The 19,035-nt window shown below is 42.8% G+C and carries 17 protein-coding genes; 3 read left to right on the top strand and 14 right to left on the bottom strand.

What is annotated here, in order from left to right; genetic code table 11:
* The first annotated feature begins 43 nt into the window (after nucleotides 1-43).
* Nucleotides 44-496, top strand: a complete 453-nt coding sequence (locus RSX31_RS08605) for a universal stress protein (protein WP_113969746.1) — start codon at nucleotides 44-46, stop codon at nucleotides 494-496.
* A gap of 62 nt (nucleotides 497-558) precedes the next feature.
* Here the strand turns inward: RSX31_RS08605 and argH are convergent, their stop codons facing one another.
* Together argH and RSX31_RS08595 are read right to left on the bottom strand one after the other, a co-directional pair.
* Nucleotides 559-1,953, bottom strand: a complete 1,395-nt coding sequence (argH, locus tag RSX31_RS08600) for an argininosuccinate lyase (RefSeq protein WP_315634277.1) — start codon at nucleotides 1,951-1,953, stop codon at nucleotides 559-561.
* Nucleotides 1,950-3,161 (bottom strand): argininosuccinate synthase, encoded by a 1,212-nt coding sequence (locus RSX31_RS08595; protein WP_282138909.1) that lies wholly within the window; start codon nucleotides 3,159-3,161, stop codon nucleotides 1,950-1,952. Before RSX31_RS08595 ends, argH begins: the two co-directional genes overlap by 4 nt.
* A gap of 210 nt (nucleotides 3,162-3,371) precedes the next feature.
* On the opposite strand from RSX31_RS08595, the gene RSX31_RS08590 reads away from it, so the two are divergent.
* Entirely contained in the window at nucleotides 3,372-3,689 is a 318-nt protein-coding gene (locus RSX31_RS08590; RefSeq protein WP_315634276.1) for a hypothetical protein, read from the top strand.
* A 19-nt stretch (nucleotides 3,690-3,708) separates the two neighbouring features.
* Here the strand turns inward: RSX31_RS08590 and RSX31_RS08585 are convergent, their stop codons facing one another.
* The 8 genes from RSX31_RS08585 to sppA form a co-directional block, all read right to left on the bottom strand.
* Complete coding sequence (locus tag RSX31_RS08585; RefSeq protein ID WP_148970923.1) at nucleotides 3,709-4,548, bottom strand: EcsC family protein; 840 nt, start codon at nucleotides 4,546-4,548, stop codon at nucleotides 3,709-3,711.
* Nucleotides 4,549-5,158: 610 nt separating this feature from the next.
* Complete coding sequence (locus RSX31_RS08580) at nucleotides 5,159-6,352, bottom strand: acetate kinase (RefSeq protein WP_148970924.1); 1,194 nt, start codon at nucleotides 6,350-6,352, stop codon at nucleotides 5,159-5,161.
* Nucleotides 6,353-6,757: 405 nt separating this feature from the next.
* Entirely contained in the window at nucleotides 6,758-7,744 is a 987-nt protein-coding gene (locus RSX31_RS08575) for a class I SAM-dependent methyltransferase (RefSeq protein WP_315634513.1), read from the bottom strand.
* Nucleotides 7,745-7,876: 132 nt separating this feature from the next.
* Nucleotides 7,877-8,377, bottom strand: coding sequence for a thiol peroxidase (gene tpx, locus RSX31_RS08570; protein WP_148996118.1), 501 nt, complete (start codon nucleotides 8,375-8,377; stop codon nucleotides 7,877-7,879).
* A gap of 129 nt (nucleotides 8,378-8,506) precedes the next feature.
* Nucleotides 8,507-8,989, bottom strand: a complete 483-nt coding sequence (gene ytfJ / locus RSX31_RS08565; protein WP_148970926.1) for a GerW family sporulation protein — start codon at nucleotides 8,987-8,989, stop codon at nucleotides 8,507-8,509.
* 15 nt (nucleotides 8,990-9,004) lie between these two features.
* The gene (locus RSX31_RS08560) at nucleotides 9,005-9,715 is read right to left on the bottom strand and encodes a DUF2953 domain-containing protein (RefSeq protein WP_315634275.1); all 711 of its coding nucleotides are present in this window, start codon (nucleotides 9,713-9,715) and stop codon (nucleotides 9,005-9,007) included.
* 340 nt (nucleotides 9,716-10,055) lie between these two features.
* A complete protein-coding gene (locus tag RSX31_RS08555; protein WP_315634512.1) occupies nucleotides 10,056-10,541 on the bottom strand; it encodes an RDD family protein in 486 nt (161 codons plus the stop codon).
* A gap of 71 nt (nucleotides 10,542-10,612) precedes the next feature.
* The gene (gene sppA / locus RSX31_RS08550) at nucleotides 10,613-11,623 is read right to left on the bottom strand and encodes a signal peptide peptidase SppA (protein WP_315634274.1); all 1,011 of its coding nucleotides are present in this window, start codon (nucleotides 11,621-11,623) and stop codon (nucleotides 10,613-10,615) included.
* A 160-nt stretch (nucleotides 11,624-11,783) separates the two neighbouring features.
* Between sppA and RSX31_RS08545 the strand changes: the two genes are divergently transcribed.
* Nucleotides 11,784-12,584: an NAD kinase gene (locus RSX31_RS08545; protein WP_315634273.1), complete on the top strand. Its 801-nt coding sequence runs from the start codon at nucleotides 11,784-11,786 to the stop codon at nucleotides 12,582-12,584.
* Between the two features lie 209 nt (nucleotides 12,585-12,793).
* Here RSX31_RS08545 and rarD read toward each other — a convergent pair whose 3' ends face one another.
* The 4 genes from rarD to RSX31_RS08525 all read right to left on the bottom strand — a co-directional run bounded on the left by rarD (nucleotide 12,794) and on the right by RSX31_RS08525 (nucleotide 19,021).
* Nucleotides 12,794-13,711, bottom strand: a complete 918-nt coding sequence (gene rarD, locus RSX31_RS08540; RefSeq protein WP_148996122.1) for an EamA family transporter RarD — start codon at nucleotides 13,709-13,711, stop codon at nucleotides 12,794-12,796.
* A gap of 73 nt (nucleotides 13,712-13,784) precedes the next feature.
* A complete protein-coding gene (locus tag RSX31_RS08535) occupies nucleotides 13,785-15,386 on the bottom strand; it encodes an amidohydrolase (RefSeq protein WP_315634272.1) in 1,602 nt (533 codons plus the stop codon).
* A 785-nt stretch (nucleotides 15,387-16,171) separates the two neighbouring features.
* On the bottom strand, nucleotides 16,172-17,755 hold the full coding sequence (gene mbcS, locus RSX31_RS08530; protein ID WP_315634271.1) for an acyl-CoA synthetase MbcS: 1,584 nt from the start codon (nucleotides 17,753-17,755) through the stop codon (nucleotides 16,172-16,174).
* 1,062 nt (nucleotides 17,756-18,817) lie between these two features.
* Complete coding sequence (locus tag RSX31_RS08525) at nucleotides 18,818-19,021, bottom strand: alpha/beta-type small acid-soluble spore protein (RefSeq protein WP_315634270.1); 204 nt, start codon at nucleotides 19,019-19,021, stop codon at nucleotides 18,818-18,820.
* Nucleotides 19,022-19,035 lie beyond the last annotated feature (14 nt).

Raw genomic sequence — 19,035 nt, 5'->3', positions numbered from 1 at the left:
GAGTGGAAAAATATAGTATGATAATGGTAAGGAGGGGATAACAATGAGTTTAAAATATCAGAACATATTAGTAGCTGTAGATGGATCCAAAGAAGCGGAATGGGCATTCAAAAAAGGGATCGCCATCGCTAAACGGAATGATGCTATTCTTTCATTGATACACGTGATTGATACCCGTTCCTTCGCGGCAATCGAATCCTATGATCGGACGGTAGGAGAAAGAGCTATCAAGTATGCTGAAGAATTGTTAGAAGAGTACAAAGCAGAAGCTGCAGAAGCAGGGTTAACAAAAGTGAAAACCTATGTCGAGTACGGCTCCCCGAAAGTGATCATCCCAAGAGAAGCAACAAAGAACGTAGGAGCAGACCTTGTCATATGCGGCGCAACCGGACTCAACGCCGTCGAACGATTCCTCATCGGAAGTGTGTCAGAGCATATCACACGTGCTGCCCATTGTGATGTTCTTGTTGTAAGAACAGAAGAAGTGGAAGAGTAATTTCATAAAAATAAGAGAGCCGTTGAATTTAGATTATCACTACGTTCAACGGCTCTCTTTTTCTACACTGATTGAGCTGTAAGGTATTTCAAATGAGCTTTCCCCTTCTCAATCTGAACCTTCACTTGTTCAAACCCGGTACCACCATACGACTTTCTTCTTTCAACCGCCGAATACGGAGTCAAAATCGAATAAATATCTTCTTCAATCAAGGAAGAAAATTCACCGTACTCCTCCAAAGAAACATCCTTCAGATAGCAGCCTTTTTCAATACAATAGAGAACCAGCTTCCCGACGATTTCATGGGCTTGTCTGAACGGAATCCCTTTTGTCGCCAAATAGTCTGCAAGCTCTGTCGCGTTGGAAAAGTCGTTACCAACCGCTTTCTCCATTTGTTTCGTGTTCACTTTCATCGTAGAGATCATTCCCGTGAAAATCTTCAGGGATCCCACCACCGTTTTAACGGTATCAAACATACCTTCCTTGTCTTCCTGCATATCCTTGTTGTACGCAAGAGGCAAGCCCTTTAAAACGGTAAGTAGAGAAATGAGATTTCCATTCACTCTTCCTGTCTTCCCTCTGACAAGCTCCGCCATATCCGGGTTTTTCTTTTGCGGCATGATGCTGCTGCCTGTCGTGAAGCTGTCATCAAGCTCGATGAATCGAAACTCTTCCGTGGACCACAGAATCATTTCTTCCGCTAAACGGGAAAGATGCGTCATCATAATCGAACTGTTGCTCAGGAATTCCAGGATAAAATCACGATCACTTACGGCATCGAGACTGTTTTCATAGCATGAACCGAAGCCGAGAAGATCAGCTGAATATTCCCTGTCGATCGGGAATGTCGTCCCAGCCAGTGCACCTGCGCCTAATGGAGATATGTCGATTCTTTTAAGAGAGTCAACGAGACGCTCCTTATCCCGATTGATCATCCAGAAATAACACATCAGATGATGAGCGAAAGAGATCGGCTGGGCACGTTGAAGATGAGTATATCCGGGAATGATCGTTTCTACATTTTTTTCCGCCTGAAAGATGATCGCCTCCTGAAGGTCCTCAACGAGTTTCACGATCTCCTCCACGCGTCTCTTTAGAAACAGATGCATGTCGGTCGCAATCTGGTCATTTCGGCTTCTGCCTGTATGAAGTTTACCGCCGACCTCGCCGATTAAATCAATCAGCTGCTTCTCCAAATTCAGGTGAATATCTTCATACTCGACAGAAAACTGAAGTTCATTCTTTTCGGCTTTTCCGTACAGCACATGAAGTCCGTCAAGGATTTGATCCGCTTCACTGACAGTCAAGATCCCGCATTTCTTTAACATTTTCACATGGGCGATGCTGCCTTCAATATCTTCTAGAACGAGCTCCTGATCGAAAGAGATGGATGCGTTGAATTCATCCACCCATTCTTCAGGCTTCTTTGTGAAACGTCCTCCCCAGAGTTTGCTCATAGAGTCACTTTCTCCTTCTTTTCAGCGTTGATCATTGCTGAAACCTTTGTCGGCAGACCCCATAACTGAATGAATCCAACGGCTGCATCATGATCGAATTCATCGGCTTTTGTATAGGTCGCAAGTTTTTCATCATATAAGGAATTCGGTGATTTTCTTCCTTCCACGATTGCATGACCCTTGAATAACTTCACGCGTACGACACCATTTACATACACTTGAGTTTGATCAAGGAATGCTTTCAGTGCTTTATTCAGTGGCGAAAACCATAATCCTTCATAAATCAATTCCGTCATTTTCTTCTCGATCACAGGTTTGTAATGAGCAAGTTCTTTCACAAGCGTGAGGTCTTCAAGCTCCTTATGTGCCTTTAACAGCGTGACGGCAGCTGGACACTCATACACTTCGCGTGACTTGATCCCGACCAGGCGGTTCTCCACATGATCGATACGTCCGACCCCATGCTTACCAGCGATGACATTCAGTTTGGAAATGATCTCATGCAGCGGATATGCGACATGATTCAATTCAACAGGAACACCATTAGAGAATGTAATCTCTACCACATCAGCTTCGTTTGGTGACTCTTCAATACTGGACGTTAAATCATATGCATCCTCAGGTGGAGCGGCCCATGGATCTTCAAGAACACCACATTCATTGCTTCTACCCCATAAGTTCTGATCGATGCTATAAGGAGAATCAAGATTGATCGGAATAGGAATGCCCTTGTCCTTCGCATATTCAATCTCTTCCTCACGTGACCATTTCCATTCGCGAACCGGTGCAATCACTTCTAAATTAGGATTCAATGCAGCGATGGATACTTCAAATCTCACCTGGTCATTCCCTTTCCCTGTACATCCATGTGCGACCGCAGTAGCATTTTCCTGCTCAGCGATTTCCACAAGTTTTTGGGCAATCAAAGGTCTTGATAAAGCAGATACCAGTGGATACTTTCCTTCGTACAGGGCGTGACTTTGTAATGCAAGAAGGGCATATTCATTCGCAAATTCTTCCTTGGCATCAATCACAAAGCTTTTTGAAGCTCCTACTTTCAGCGCCTTCGCTTGAACAAAATCTAAATCTTTTCCTTCCCCGACATCCAGGCAACATGCAATCACTTCATATCCTTTTTCCTTTAACCATTGAACCGCGACTGACGTATCTAAACCACCTGAATAGGCTAATACCACTTTTTTATTCATCCGTATCTCCTCCTGTTGATTTTATATAAAATGAATATTTATTCTTTAAGATGAATTTATATTAGCAGTTAATGAGAGATACATCAATACTTATTCATAAATTTGTATAAATATTTTATCGATGGAATGTGAGATTCCCTTTGTACTGGGCTTGTCGGTTCATTTATTGTAGGATGAAAGAAGAATGAAAAGTAAGGAGCATCCATATAGATGAAAAACGAATTTTTTTCATATAATTCAAGACTTGGAATTCATCTTCCCCGGGTCTCGAAGGATTGGCCCTCTTACTCTCCTGAGGAACAGGAAATCATTCTTCTTGAATGGGAGCGCGTGCGGGGAATGATTCCTGACCGGATCCAGGAAATAGAAGAGGAGATTGAAAGACTGCAGGCGAAGTTAGCCCAGGAAGACAATTTCGACAGATCCTGCATGATCAACGGAGAGATTTCCGAGAGAGCTTCAGAGATCAATGATTTATGGATCTGGTATCGGACCACTCCGGATAAAACACAAAGGGGAATGATGTGATCACATCATTCCCCGTCGTTTATTGGTCATTTTTCTTTTCGCGTAAATAGCGGTACTGATAATATTTTTCCGCAAAATCGGTAATTTTTCTGGAAAGCTGATAATTCGAACCCGCTCCGATGGCGATGCTTACAAGGGGCAGACCGGACCACTTCTTCCCTTTGAACATAGTGATGGCCATGGCTTTAAGCGCCTGTTTCATGGATCCTTCCAGCCACGTGTAGTCCGTCAGCTGCTCCGATCCATCATAGAAGTAATTGGAATCCTTCTTATTTAAATCCTCCATCAAATCTTCCCACGCAAGGGCACGGAGCCTTGCAGGAAGGGTCGCTGCATGAAACACTTTCAGTGACGTCATCATTTCAAATGGGGTCTGCACATCAAATCCATAGGTGATGGCAATGAGCTGCACCGAACGAAGATTGATGACGAGCATGGCAGGCAGATCAGAACCGATCGCTACTAGGCCGCCGGTCCCCGTCACCCCTCCTTGTAACAGGGAGTAGATGCGATGTCGTCCCGCATGCTGTTCCGCTATGTAATGAAGCTGATCAATCGTTAAATAATGAAGATCCTCGACCGTCTGAATGTCTTGATTAAAGGCTCGTGCCGTCACAAGGATGCGCTCACGGGCGTCATTTTGCATCTGTGAACCTTGAATAAGAGAGTGCATGTGGAACAACCAGCCATCCAGCCGCTGGAAAAATTGAGCCTGAACATCTTCAGGGATGGATTCAAATGCGTAATCCAACCATTTCACATATGTATGCTCCAAATCATTCGCTTCGTATTCAAATAATTCTTCTCTCCACGCTTTAATCGACTGCCATACCTGATTATCTCGTTCTGACCAATTCACTTCTCCCACTCCTTTTACATTCGTTAAATTACGTATAGTATACCATATCTAGGGAGGACAATCCTTTTGTTATGAGTAAGCGTTTGGAATAGTCAGTAAAGTTAGTCACTTAGTGAAATGCTTGTGGGACGGCACATAGACATTTCGACAATGTGGCACGATTTTTTAAAATCCCGCACGATAATCGCTAATCCGGAATGATTCCCATCATATCTCGCATGATTTTTCGTGGAAGGTGATCCTTACTAAAGAATCCTCTAGCTTGTACAGCATAATGCCCCTATCACCAGAAACAAACCTACATGAAATAGTGAAAATTCCATTACAAATTGGACTATAACAGGGTGATCAAGGTCATTAAAAGCCTTCACACATTTAACCAGCATGATCCAATCCACTATATGACCCTCTGTTTAGATATATGAACCGGTTTTGACAATTTTCGAACCGGAAATCTGATATATGAACCGGTTTCGACAACTTATGATCCAAGATTCTCATATATGATCCGCTTTTCAATTTTATGATCCTTTTGTCGAAAATTATCGTTTTCTACGACTAGAAAGTAAAAAAACAGGATCCCCCCGAAAGGCGATCCTGTGTAAGTTTATTAGATATTTCCTTTTTCCACTACATCACGTGCAATCATGACTTCTTCGTTTGTCGGAATGATCATGACTTTTACAGGTGAATGCGGGTAGTTAACGAATGCTTCTTTACCGCGGACCTGATTACGTGCCGGATCCCAGTATACGCCCATGAATTCCAAGCCTTGAAGGACTCTTTCACGGATTAGCGTACTGTTTTCACCGATACCTGCTGTGAAGACAATTGCGTCTACACCGTACATGCGGGATGCATAAGAACCGATGTATTTATGGATACGGTTGGCGAACACTTCAAGAGCCAGTTCCGCACGCTCGTTACCTTCAGAAGCCTGTTGCTCGATATCACGAAGGTCACTTGAGAACCCGGATACACCAAGCATACCGGATTTCTTGTTCAGGATGTTCAATACTTCATCAGCCGTTGATCCCGTTTTCTCCATAATGAACGGGATAAGGGCAGGGTCGATATTACCTGAACGAGTTCCCATGGCAACACCAGCAAGTGGAGTGAAGCCCATGGATGTATCGATTGATTTACCGCCTTCGATCGCTGCGATACTTGCCCCATTCCCAAGGTGACAAGAAATCAAGCGGACTTGCTCTTTCGGACGGCCAAGCATTTCCGCAGCACGCTCGGATACATACTTATGGGAAGTACCGTGGAAGCCGTACTTACGGATTCCGTAATCTTCATAGTACTCATAAGGAAGGCTGTATAAGAACGAGCTTTCCGGCATGGATTGGTGGAACGCTGTATCAAAGACAGCAACCGCAGGTACATTCGGCAATACATTATGGAATGCCTTGATACCCGTCAGGTTTGCCGGGTTATGAAGTGGAGCCAGATCAGAAAGTTCTTCAATCTTGGATACTACTTCGTCCGTGATCAGAACGGATTCATTAAAGACCTCGCCACCATGTACGACACGATGTCCGATCCCGTCGATTTCATCAAGTGAATCGATGATGCCAAAGCCTGTCAGCTTTTCAAGCAGCATTTTAACCGCTACCTCATGGTTCGGAATATCTGTCACTTCTTCACGTTTCTCATCATTAACCGTTATATTAAATACCGCATCATTCAGTCCGATACGTTCAATAAGACCTTTTGTAATAACCGTTTCTTCAGGCATATCAAAAAGCTGAAACTTTAAAGAAGAGCTTCCAGCATTAATTGCAATCACTTTTTTTGCCACGTTGTATCGCTCCTTTTGTTTTCGATCTCTTGACTCTTATTTATTCTGTTCATTGAATCATTTTTTATCTCTCAATTCCCCATTAAATCACTGACTCCCCCCTATTTCAAGAAAAAGCTTGAAATGACATCGTTTTCATGTTAAATTAAATATTTTCGCAAAAAACAGAATTCGTGGTGATAAAAAGATAGTAGCGTGGAAGCGGGAGCTTGGAGGTCCGCAATTTTTGTCGGATTGTGTAGAACGGTCGATATATCTGGATAACGGTCGATATATCCGATTAAAGGTTGATAAGTCGCAAAAACGGTCGATATCCCAAAATCGAATGCCTCGTTTCCTTCATACCCGTAACAGATGGAGAGTAAAACACAAAAAAAGACCGCCAAAAGGCAGTCCAGTAAAATTTTATTGTTTATTCTGTGCAAGCCACTGATCGATCTTAGACATGATGTCCTGCAGGGCTCTTTGATTCGATAAGCTTGGCAGCTGGGCAAGCAATACTTCTTTAGGTGGCTTCAGGCCATCTTTTTTCTTTTGAAGGATCAGAATGCTTTTCGCTGAGTTTTTGTTTTTGAACAGGGAAAGAGGCAGCTGTAAGAAGCCTTGGATGTCTGCCTTTTCTTTCAAATACGTTTGCAGCTGTGCACTGTATGGGGATTCGAAAAGTCCATTTGGCACGATGAAGAAAAGGTATCCTCCGTCTTTCGTGTGCTTCAGGCTTTGTTCCATAAACAGATGGTGGGCATATGAATGGCCTTCTTCTGCTTTCAGCTCATAGTCCTGTGCACGTAAATCGTTCGGGTAATAGCCGATTGGCAGATCACATAACACAAGGTCTACAGGGTCGATGAACAGTGGTTCGATTGAATCCTGATTAAAGAGCTGTAGTGGATGTTTTTGAAGATCGGCTCCTACGTATGCAAGTTTGATCAATACTTCATCAATTTCGACCCCGATGGATTGTGTTTCTTTTCCTGGCATTTGATTCAATACCGTCGTCAGGAGGTTTCCTGTTCCGATCGCCGGATCCAGGATGGTGAGCTTGTCCGTGCCCCGGGTGAATTTATTGACTAAGTAGCTGATAAATAAACCAAGTGAGTCCGGAGTCATTTGATGATTCGGCTGTACGTTTTCTTTCATTCCTTTTAGTATCGCAAATTGAAAGGCTTTACGGATATTTTCATTCTCCAGCTGAGAAAGTGTCACTTCATCGTACTTTTTGTTCAAACGTTTCTTGGTCAGCTCACTTACTTCCTCTTGCAGGACGTCACCCTGAAATAGGTTTTCACCTGTTTCGGCAACAGCTTCTAAATAGCTGCATGCTAATTCCTCTTGCAGCAGTGTAGCAGTTTCATCGATTATTCCAAATAATGATTCGACTGGCGAATTAATCATCGGCACTCATTCCTTTATCACAATTTCATTCATCTATTTTACCTCTGTCCATAACGTTTGTAAAAAAAACAATGCTGACCATGGGAAAGTCAGGTCAGCATGTCTAAGCATTGTTCAGTTGGGACGGAATTATTTAGCGTTCTTCACTGCTTCAACGGCAGCGTCATAATCCGGGTGGTTCGTTGCTTCGCTTACATATTCAACATATGTCACTTCATCGTTGCTGTTTACTACGAACACAGCACGTGCAAGCAGACGAAGCTCTTGGATGTGTACGCCGAATGCTTCACCGAAAGAAAGATCGCGGTGATCGGAAAGCGTTTGAACGTTTTCGATACCGTTTGCCCCGCACCAGCGCTTTTGAGCGAATGGAAGATCCACGGAAATCGTCAATACTTCTACATTATCAAACTTGGTTGCTTCTTCATTGAATTTTCTTGTTTGTGCATCACAAACACCTGTATCGATGGAAGGAACGACACTGATCAAACGCACCTTGCCTTTGGAATCATTCAGTGTGACTTCCGATAAATCATTAGCTAATACTGTGAAGTTAGGAGCTTTGTCCCCTACTTTTACCTCATTACCTAATAGAGTGACAGGGTTATTCTTAAATGTAATGTTTGCCATTATTTGTTCCTCCTCCATAATAATATGTACATGTTTATAGTACAGAAAAACGATACGGTAAAGCAAATAATAGGGGTTCTTTTCAAAAAAAAGATGAGCTCACTCATACTCGAGTAAGCTCTCTATCTTTTACAGGTCAAGTTTTTGATTGTGATTACCCTGACTGTTATTGTCCTGCTTGTTATCGTCCTTTTTCATCATGCCCTGAATCTTTTCGATGGCACCGGGAGCTAAGTCCAGCAGGCGATCGATCAGATGAGTGCTTTCATCTAAATGAAGCATCTTGATTCCTTTTGAACTGACGATCAAGAAAGCGATCGGGGTGATGGAGACACCGCCCCCGCTCCCTCCACCGAATGGCTGCTGCTTCTGGGATGATTGATTGCTTCCGCTATCTCCGCCTTTTCCGCCACCATCATCTTTTCCTTTACCACCATCAAGGATGAATTCACTTCCGCCTGCAGCAAATCCAAAGCCAACCTTTGATACTGTCAGGATGACACTTCCATCGGGTGTTTCAACGGGATCACCGATAATCGTATTCACATCGATCATTTCTTTTAAATTTTCCATTGCCGTGGTCATTAGACCTTCAATAGGATGTTCTGACATGTAAAGACCTCCTTATTAAACTGAATGTTTTTCTCCAGAAAGTGTGGAAAGGGGCTTTGTCTTGAACTTAGCCATGCCGCCTCTCCAGTACCGAAGTATCTTGAAACCTACTAGGATAGCATTCCCTATGCGAAACTGGATAATACATGAAAATTGCGTTTGGATCACAGCATGCTGGAACGTCGGAGTCACCTCTATGACGGGCATGGATTGAAGGCGCATATAACCGCTCAGAATCCCGATGATACTTCCTTTCATCCCCCAGATTGTCCCAGTCAACGTCCCTGTTGAAGCTGCATCGCCAGTGCCGAATAACGTTTTCCATTGCACATGATCCAGTTTGACTTTCTTGAGAAACGACCTGATGATTCTGTGAAGTGACTGGACATGTATGATGAGTTGCTTCGTATCATTCAAACTATCTATAAAATCATTTGGAGTGATTTTCTTTTTAGAAACTTTTTTATTTGATGGATTGCTTTCATTGCCTTTTTTCTTTTCTTCCTCATACACGATATTCGGACCATCATCATCGAGTTTGACTAACGGGATATCGATTGTATATTTTAGCAAGCCAAACCATGCCCTCAGCTTCACCTTGAAATGGTCATTATCATTTCCGTGGTACAACGTGAGAGTAACAGTAAGCTTCGTAATAATCAGAAGAAATAAGATCAACAAGATAAGTGCCATAACGATTAGTATAGTCCAAATCCACCAACTCATATTTTCACACCCTTCAACCTCTTATTATGGCCTTTGCCTGGGAAATTAAACTAGGGAGGAGAGATTTTGTATGGGGACCGGGCTTGTTTTATGGGGAAAAGAGAAATATTTGATGAATATTGCGGCACTTGAGGGGAATCTGAACGTCTGCTTTTTAATAATTACGTCGTTTCCCGTTGGAATTGCGTCGTATTTTCATTTATTGCGTCTTTTTTCAATTATTTGCGTCATTTTTAACGGTTTTTGCGTCGTTTTACATTTAATGTAAAACCGAAATACTTCTCTCAATTTTAAAAAACCAAACCCATATAAACAGGTTTGGTTTCAAAACAACAATTATTTAAAGAGCAGGCTTAAACTCCAGCTGCTTCTTTTCCTGAACAACCGTAGTATCAGCGAACAAATCATGTATTCCTTGTTTTTTATTCGTAAAGGCTACAACCACGTAGAGAATAAAGATCGTAGTAGAGATAAATCGGCCGATCAACTCTCTAAATATAATCGTTCCCCACGAAGGCTTCCTTCCTTTTAAATCGATGACCCTAATGCCGAACACCATTTTCCCGATCGTTTGGCTGAAGTATTTCGTCATCAAAATAAAGTAGCCATAGAAGACGATACTCGTTAATATTGAAATCGGTGCAAACATGGAGCCTTCAGAAAGTGAAATATCCAATAGTTTAAAGACGGGATTCACCACTAATCGTGTAATGCTGCCAATCACGATTAGGTCCAGTAAGTACGCCCAGAACCTTATCCAAAATCCTGCTAAGTAATATCCATCGTGATTCACGGGCCTTGATTGATCAGGAGAAGGGGAATCGATTTCGATCCGCTCCCGCTCTTCATCATGTAGTACAGAACGATCTTGTGTGTCACTCACTTCTTTCACCTTCCTTATTCAGAGTATAGATACATTAATCGTGGAGAATTCGGCTTAGATAGCAGCTTCATTAATGCCGCTGCTTCCATGTCCTGCCCTATCATTTTCTTTGCACCCATACTGAAGAATTCGGAGAAAGGATCGCCTGCAGTATATTCAAATACTTGAGCACCTTTTAACTTATAATCTTTCTTCATGGCTTCAATGGTATCCTCTACATAGCCGAATTCGTCAATCAGATTGACTTCTTTGGCCTGGATTCCATCATATACTCTTCCGTCTGCGATTTTCTTGACCTCTGCTTCTGACATATCACGGCCACTTGCGATGACATCGACGAAGCCTTCATAGGAATTATCGATCATGGATTGAAGAATCTTTCTCTCTTCTTCCGTCATTTCACGTGTCGGGCTCATGATGTCTTTGTACGGTCCGCTCTTGATGGTCACGAAATCGACTCCATATTTCTCTGCGAGCTCCGAATAGTTGATGCTTTGCATGATTACACCGAGTGAACCGGTCAGTGTTTCTTTGCTGGCGAATATTTTCGTAGCCGGTGCAGATATGTAGTAACCTCCGGAGGCTGCCGTGCCCCCCATTGATACATAAATCGGCTTTTTCGCTTTATCCATGATTTCTACAAGCTTCGAATGGATCTGAGCACTCTCCACTACGCCGCCACCAGGGGAATTCACTTTTAAAATAATCCCTTTGACAGATTTATCTTTTTGAACCGCATCCAGCTTATCCATAAAGAGTTCATGGTTGTATCCCGGGCTTTCAAATAGAGAATTAGCGCCACCCGTATCCTGAATGACACCCTCTACTTCTAAAACAGCGATTCGTTTCTGGGCATCCCCCTCATCAATCACTTCTTCTGAAAAAGGGTTGTCTGTTGCGCCAAGCATGTCTTCAAATGCTTTATTAAAATCACCGGTCGCCGCAGATGTAGCGAAATTGACTACGACAGAAACAAAGAATAACCCAACAGCAATACCTAATGCCGTCCATCTTTTTGCATTCATCTTGTATATTCCTCCCTTGTTTACCCTATCTTATGTAAGGATATAAATATCATTCTCATGTGAAAACATGATAGAATATTCACTAAGTTAGATTCTAGCAAAATTTCATGGAAATGGGAAAAATTATCTTATTTTTTATTTCAGGGAGGTACTACATACGATGAATAACCGTCGAAATATTTATTTCTATGCCTTAAATGAAAAAGGGATGCAAGCAAAGCTGGACCGATTATATGAGCTTGCCAACCGTTATGATTTCAACATTGTCGATTCTCCAAAGACAGCCAATATCATCGTCAGTATCGGAGGGGATGGTACGTTTCTTCAAGCCGTCCGCCAAACCGGATTCAGACAGGATTGCTTGTATGCAGGTATTTCTACAGGTGGCACCCTGAGTATGTATTGCGACTTCCATATTGATGACACATCCAAAATGATTGAAGCGATGACAACCGAGCAAATCGAGGTACGTAAATATCCGACCATTGAAATTACCGTCGATAACCAGACCTCCTTCCATTGCCTGAATGAATTCAGCATCCGCTCCGGCATCATCAAAACCTTCGTCATGGACGTTTTCATCGATGATAACCATTTCGAAACGTTCAGGGGAGATGGGATGATCATAGCGACTCCGACGGGAAGTACCGCTTATAATAAATCGGTCAGCGGAGCAGTCGTGGATCCGATGCTGCCTTGCATTCAAGTGAGTGAGATGGCGTCCTTGAATAATAACCGCTACCGTACGCTAGGGTCTTCCTTCATTCTTAGCGATAAGCGCCGCCTGGTTCTTAAGATCGTTCAGGACGGTAATGACTATCCTGCAATGGGAATGGACAATGAGGCTCTTAGCATTCAACACGTAGAAAAAGTCGAAGCGAAGTTAAGCGATAAAATCATTAAAACCGTGAAATTGAAGGATAATTCGTTCTGGGAGAAAGTGAAGCGTTCGTTCTTATAAAAAAATAGGGTTCTGAATGGGAATCAGAACCCCATTTTCCTCTCTGTTGTGCCAAAACCAGGCTAACTTGTGCCACTTTCGACCAAACTTGTGCAACTTCCGGATAAACTTGTGCCACTTTCCCCGTTTGTTGTTCCAAATTGTGAACAAAACCAAGGTCCGTCCCTATACAAAAAGCTCCAGCACATGCTGGAGCTTTTCGCATTTTATCAAGCGGATAATCTCGCTTCCCGTCTTCGCTTTCTGGCGTATTGCACTCTTGAAGCTGTGAAGATGGTTAAGGCGAGCCATATGAACATAAACGAAATGAGATGGGTGAATGAGAAAGTTTCGTTATAGACCCATATGCCGAGAATCAATGTGAGGGTCGGTGCAATGTATTGCAGGAATCCGACCATATAAAGCGGGATTTGTTGAGCACCCTTTGAAAAGAACAATAAAGGGATGGCGGTTACCGCCCCCGCACCCATCAATAAGAGGTCCGTCCCTAACGATACATGGAAAAGGGACATGGAACCTTCATTGTACATATAGCCCAGGTAGAGTAGGGACACTGGAGCGATGGTCAGGGTTTCCAGGGTCAGGCCGATGGATGATTCGACCTGGATGAGCTTTTTGGCTAATCCGTATAACCCGAAAGAGAATGCAAGACCGATAGCGATCCATGGGAAATCACCGTAGGAAATCGTGAGAATCAGAACCCCGATCGCGGCCAAACCAAATGAGACCATTTGAGCTTTTGACAAGCTTTCCTTCAGGATAAATACCCCTAACAATACGCTCACCAGGGGATTAATATAATACCCCAGGCTCGCTTCCACCATTTGATTTGTATTCACGGCCCAAATATAAATGAACCAGTTCGTACTGATCAATAAAGAAGCGAGTAGTAATGCAAACAGCTGCTTCTTTTTCGTAAGAGATGTTTTTAAATATAAGGAAAAGTCCTTCCAGCGTTTACTTACGAATAAAAATAGTAGCATAAACCAAAAGGACCAAAAAATGCGGTTAGCGAGAATTTCATAGGCGGAAACATGATTCAACCATTTCCAATAGATCGGGAGAATTCCCCATAAAAAATATGAAAAAGCTGTGTAGATGATTCCAGCTTGATCGTTTTGCTTCATAAAAACACCCCCAAAACTATTTCTATTTCCGAAATATCTCCATTATATCCATGAAAAGTTTTGGGGGCAATGATTATTTATTTTTTTTATAAACGATGGTCTCGTCTACCACCGTCATAGCTACTACTTTGTTTAACAATTGATCGGCATCCACTTTGAACGGATCGATGTCTAAAACGGTAAAGTCCGCCGTAAATCCTTCACGTATCTGCCCTCTGTCACTTTCATGGTGACAGGCATAGGCACTTCCCTTTGTAAACAGGGAGAGGGCTTCATACATCGTAAGCTTTTCTTCAGGGCGATACTCTGTTTTGTCAGGATCCAATGGATTCGTTCTCGTAACCGCCGCATGAATTCCCCAAAGCGGATTAATCGGCTCGATTGGCGCATCAGATCCACCGGCACATGGGATGCCTTCCTCAAGAAGTGTTTTCCACGCATAGTTATACTCCATGTTTTCCTCTCCAAGTCTCTCGACTACCCAAGGGAAATCCGACGCAACAAACCTTGGTTGAATATCAAGAATTAACGGAAGATCCTTTATCTTCTCGATCAGCTCTTTACGGAGGATTTGGGCATGAATGAGTCGATCCCGTCTTCCAAAGTGAGATGGCACTTTCATGATGCTATCGAGTACATTTTCAAAAGCCTGATCTCCAATCGTATGAACGGCAATCGGAAGATCATACTTTCTAGCCTTCTTCACAAGTTCAAGGAGTTTTTCGTTTGTATGGATGCTGACTCCGCTTGTGCTTGGGTCATCGGCATATGGATAGCTTAATAGGGCAGTCCGGCCGCCTAAAGCCCCATCAGCAAAGATCTTCATGGCACCGAATTCAATAAATTGATTGCCGCTGAGGAAATGGTGACCATCTTCCTTCCAATCTTCAATCACTTCATGATGAACCAATAGATGAGCCCTGAATTTCTTCTTGCCCTCGGTGATTGTTTGTACAAATGCATCATACGTTTTCTTAAAGTTTCCATAGTAGCTTAAATCTTCTGTATGTCCACCTACCAGTCCGTGCTCCCAGCAGCTTTCGATTCCTTTCGTCAGGGCACCTACAAGATACTCAGAGGAGATGGCCGGTAATGCATCGATCATCAGATCCTGAGCCTTATCCTTTAACAATCCGTTTAATTCACCAGCTTCATCCCTCTCAATCAATCCACCGGAAGGATCGGGAGTCCCCTCATCGATACCTGCATTTTTTAAAGCGGGTGAATTCACCACCATGGCATGACGGCAAATGCGTTTCAGGAGTACAGGATGATCCGGTACGACTTCATCAATTTCCTGCTTGGTTAAAACCGCCGCATCACTCCAGAGGTTTTCGTTCCAGCCTTCGCCAATGACCCATTCACCTTTCATGAGCCCATTTGCTTTTTCTTTTATTGCCTCTAATACTTCCTGCTTACTATTCATACTGGAAAGATCCAGCCTCATTAACGTTTCGCCATGCCCAATCAAGTGCATGTGACTATCGACAAACCCGGGAAACATCACTTTTTTCCCAAGATCTACTTCGGACTCAATAGTGAATTGTTCACTCTTCGCCAAGTCTTCGGATGAGCCCACTCCTTTGATGACCCCATCTTCCGTGTAGACCGCTTCAACGTGATGCCCTTCCTCTTGCATTGTATAAATGATTCCGTTTTTCCATAAAGTGCCCATGATGTTTACCCCTTCTTTATAAAAAAATTCTGTTTTTCAAATGTACCATATTATAGGAGGAATCTGAAAGAGAAAGGTTTTTTATAAGGTTCTTTTCATAGAGATTGTTGTATTCTAAAATAGTATCTGTGAGGGCTCTGTCAACCAGTTTATGCTGGATGGTGAGGGGAACTGCTCCGCTTTCCGCGGACGTTCGGCCGAGCCTCCTCAGCTTCGCTTCCGGGGTCTCGGCACGTCCGTACTTCCGCAGGAGTCTACGCAGTTCCCCTCACCATCTTTAACAGAATTTTCTTGACAGAGCTTCAAGGTGTGCAAGAAAACAAAGTAACTAAAAAAATTATTCTTCCTTAAAAGGTAAATCAATCTCTACATACACTTAAATGAGATTGTTTACTAAAATTCTTGTTTTAATTGTTTTCCATTAAGGATTCATGCTCAGAAAGTTGACTGGAGCGGAAGGATGATCGACTCCTGCGGGAATAGCTGGACAGTACGAAAAGCGGAGGGGCTTTGCCTTGGGGCGACAAGCATAAGTCGAGTCTGCCGGAAAGGCGCTCTTTGCCTTTTTGGCAGACTTGGCTTATGACCTCGAGCCCCTAAGCCCCGTAGCTGGACAGTTGAGACCCCGCAGGCGCAGCCGAGGAGGCTCACCGCCAGCTCCGCGGAAAGCGAGCATCCTGTAGCGGAAATCAACTATTACTTTCTCCATCTACAATAAGCAACAAACTTTACAAAAAAAAGCCTTTTCATAAAAATAGAGAGCCCTAAAGGCTCCCTATCCCTGATTAGTTTTTAACTGAACTCATTTCTTTTTGTCTCAGTTCGATTCTTCTAATCTTTCCTGAAGTTGTTTTCGGCAATTCTCTCACAAATTCAATTTTACGGGGGTATTTGTACGGTGCTGTTAAGTCTTTTACATGCTGCTGTAGAGCAGGAATCAATTCGGGATCCTCTTGATTCACATCATTTCGCAGTACGACAAAGGCTTTCACGATCAGTCCCCTTACTTCATCGGGACTTCCTACAACGGCACACTCCTGAACCGATGGGTGCTTGACTAAGGCATCTTCCACTTCGAATGGTCCAATGGTATATCCGGAGCTGATGATGATATCGTCTCCTCTTCCTTCGAACCAGAAGTAGCCATCTTCATCCTTTTTCGCTTTATCACCTGTAATGTAATAATCCCCTCTGAATTGCATCGCAGTCCGCTCGGGATCTTTATAATAATTTTTGAATAGAGCAGGTGTTTCTACATGAACCGCGATATCCCCGACTTCTCCGACTTCACATGGATACCCTTCCTCGTTAATGATTTCCACTCTGTTTCCTGGAGTTGGTTTCCCCATTGAGCCCGGTTTCAGCTCCATGCCTTTCATGATACCGACGAGGAGCGTATTTTCGGTTTGGCCATAACCATCACGGACTTCTATATTAAAATGTCTCTTAAAGGCATCGATAACTTCCCTGTTTAATGGTTCACCAGCCGATACTGCACTATGTAATTGATTTAGTTTATAAGAACCTAGATTATCCACTTTGGCCATCAGGCGATACTCTGTTGGTGTACAGCACAGAACATTGACTCCATTGTCCTGAAGCAATTGAAGATATTTATTAGGTTCGAATTTACCTTGATATACAAGTCCAGTGGCTCCGGATCCCAGTACAGACAGGAACGGACTCCATATCCACTTCTGCCACCCCGGACCTGCAGTAGCCCAAACCGTGTCTCCCTCATCAATGGATAGCCATTCACGGGCTGCCGTCTTCAAGTGAGCGTATGCCCAGCCATGAGTATGGACAACTCCTTTAGGGTTTCCAGTCGTACCTGACGTATAAGAAAGGAACGCCATATCATCACGCTTTGTATCAGCGAAGGATAATTCTTCAGAAGCTGTTTTCATTTCATCCTCTAATGCAATCCATCCTTCTTGTTTGTCCCCCACAACGAACTTTTGGAGATTTTCCATTCCTCTTACGTTTTCAAACTGCTCAACAAATGGAGAGTAAGCTACAATTCCTTTCACGTCACCGTGGTCGATTCTGTATTCAAGATCCTTTGTTCTAAGCATTTCTGAACTTGGGATCACCACGAGCCCGGATTTAAGAGCAGCAAGGTACACAGCGTACGCTTCGATTAAACGGGGAACCATCACAAGGATGACATCGCCTTTTACCAGGTTCGAACCCAAGAAAACGTTTCCAATTTTATTTACATTGTTCAATAATTCCCGGTAGCTGATTTCGGCTTTCGTTCCCTCTTCGTTTTCCCATTTAATTGCAAGCTTCTGTTGATCACCTGCGTACTTCTCTACTTCCTCTACTAAATTGTACTTTTCTGGTGCAATAAGTTCTTCTCTCTTCATTCTGGCTCCCCCTTGTTTGTCGATTCTTCTCTATTATACAAAATAATTCAAATTTTTTAAATTATTCGTTTATATTTTTCCTATATACAAATTATGAGGATTTTCGACAAAAGGGTCATAAATCAGGGGTGATTTACAAAATCCGATCAAAAAATAACATCAACTTTCAAAGAAAAAGGCTCTTGTCTTAAAGTTTCTAGCTATCTTAAAGAAGAAAGTAATAGTTGATTTCCGCTACAGGATGCTCGCTTTTCACGGGGCTGGCGGTGAACCTTGTATCTTTTGAATGAGTTGTAGTGTGTAACCTTGGACCGTTCCTTTCCGCTCCACTCTGTGCTTCTTATTCCGGCTACCTAATTACGTTTTGAAAAACACCAGAAAGCTCCTATTGTAGATATTTTTACGATTTTTCCCAGAAACAAACTTAACGGCATTTAATCGATAAAACCAACCTTTATAATATTGAATATGAATGGTAATTCTACACCCGTTATCAATTACATAGTGATTCACGGAAAATCATCAGAGAACAATAAAAGTATTAAAAATTATTTCATTATTGAAGAAGTTAGTTGAATAACACCCTAAAGAGGCTGGGACTAAAGTGTTTTAGTCTAAGAAAAACACGAACAGATCTGCTGGCTATTAGGCATATTTATTCGGTCTATTATTTATTTTCGTACATTTAATTTTAGCTATTTCCAGCGGTTTATTGGAGTGCAGGACGAAGACTCCCTCGGGAAAAGTAACTTATGTGAGACTTGTCCAGCTATAGGGCTTAGAGGCAAATGTCATAAGGCCTCTGAGCGAAGCCCCTCCGCATTTCTCCACCCGCAGGCTTGCCGTGGAGGCTCACGAGCTACCCGCGGAAAGCGTAGTCTTGCACGGAAATCATTAGCGGTATTAAGAACCTACCTATTGTTCGTCTTTATATCGTGGTTTTTTAGTTTTGTTCCAGCCTCTTTCATCATAGTAAAAAACAACATTAGACTTTAATAGAGCCAAAAAGAAAAAATTAAAAAGGAGCGAGAGAATCTCGCTCCTTGTAGCCATTGTATTTAATTATTTTGCGTATCCGCCACCGATTTGTTGTTCAGCCATTTGAACTAAACGTTTAGTGATTTCACCACCTACAGAACCGTTAGCGCGTGCTGTTGCATCTGCACCAAGTTGAACTCCGAATTCTGAAGCGATTTCGTATTTCATTTGGTCGATTGCTTGTTGAGCTCCTGGAGCTACTAATTGATTTGAACTTCTGTTTGCCATGTGTTTTCACCTCC

This window comes from Rossellomorea yichunensis (genome assembly GCF_032337515.1).
GTDB lineage: Bacteria > Bacillota > Bacilli > Bacillales > Bacillaceae_B > Rossellomorea > Rossellomorea yichunensis.
Note: the sequence above shows the minus strand (reverse complement) of the source record. Positions and strands in the feature narration are given on the sequence as shown.

Bases quoted from the DNA above. Each gene is read 5' to 3' on its own strand.
- RSX31_RS08605 (WP_113969746.1), top strand. From the start codon at position 44: ATGAGTTTAAAATATCAGAACATATTAGTAGCTGTAGATGGATCCAAA.
- argH (WP_315634277.1), bottom strand. From the start codon at position 1,953: ATGAGCAAACTCTGGGGAGGACGTTTCACAAAGAAGCCTGAAGAATGG.
- RSX31_RS08595 (WP_282138909.1), bottom strand. From the start codon at position 3,161: ATGAATAAAAAAGTGGTATTAGCCTATTCAGGTGGTTTAGATACGTCA.
- RSX31_RS08590 (WP_315634276.1), top strand. From the start codon at position 3,372: ATGAAAAACGAATTTTTTTCATATAATTCAAGACTTGGAATTCATCTT.
- tpx (WP_148996118.1), bottom strand. From the start codon at position 8,377: ATGGCAAACATTACATTTAAGAATAACCCTGTCACTCTATTAGGTAAT.
- ytfJ (WP_148970926.1), bottom strand. From the start codon at position 8,989: ATGTCAGAACATCCTATTGAAGGTCTAATGACCACGGCAATGGAAAAT.
- RSX31_RS08560 (WP_315634275.1), bottom strand. From the start codon at position 9,715: ATGAGTTGGTGGATTTGGACTATACTAATCGTTATGGCACTTATCTTG.
- sppA (WP_315634274.1), bottom strand. From the start codon at position 11,623: ATGAATGCAAAAAGATGGACGGCATTAGGTATTGCTGTTGGGTTATTC.
- RSX31_RS08545 (WP_315634273.1), top strand. From the start codon at position 11,784: ATGAATAACCGTCGAAATATTTATTTCTATGCCTTAAATGAAAAAGGG.
- rarD (WP_148996122.1), bottom strand. From the start codon at position 13,711: ATGAAGCAAAACGATCAAGCTGGAATCATCTACACAGCTTTTTCATAT.
- RSX31_RS08535 (WP_315634272.1), bottom strand. From the start codon at position 15,386: ATGGGCACTTTATGGAAAAACGGAATCATTTATACAATGCAAGAGGAA.
- mbcS (WP_315634271.1), bottom strand. From the start codon at position 17,755: ATGAAGAGAGAAGAACTTATTGCACCAGAAAAGTACAATTTAGTAGAG.
- RSX31_RS08525 (WP_315634270.1), bottom strand. From the start codon at position 19,021: ATGGCAAACAGAAGTTCAAATCAATTAGTAGCTCCAGGAGCTCAACAA.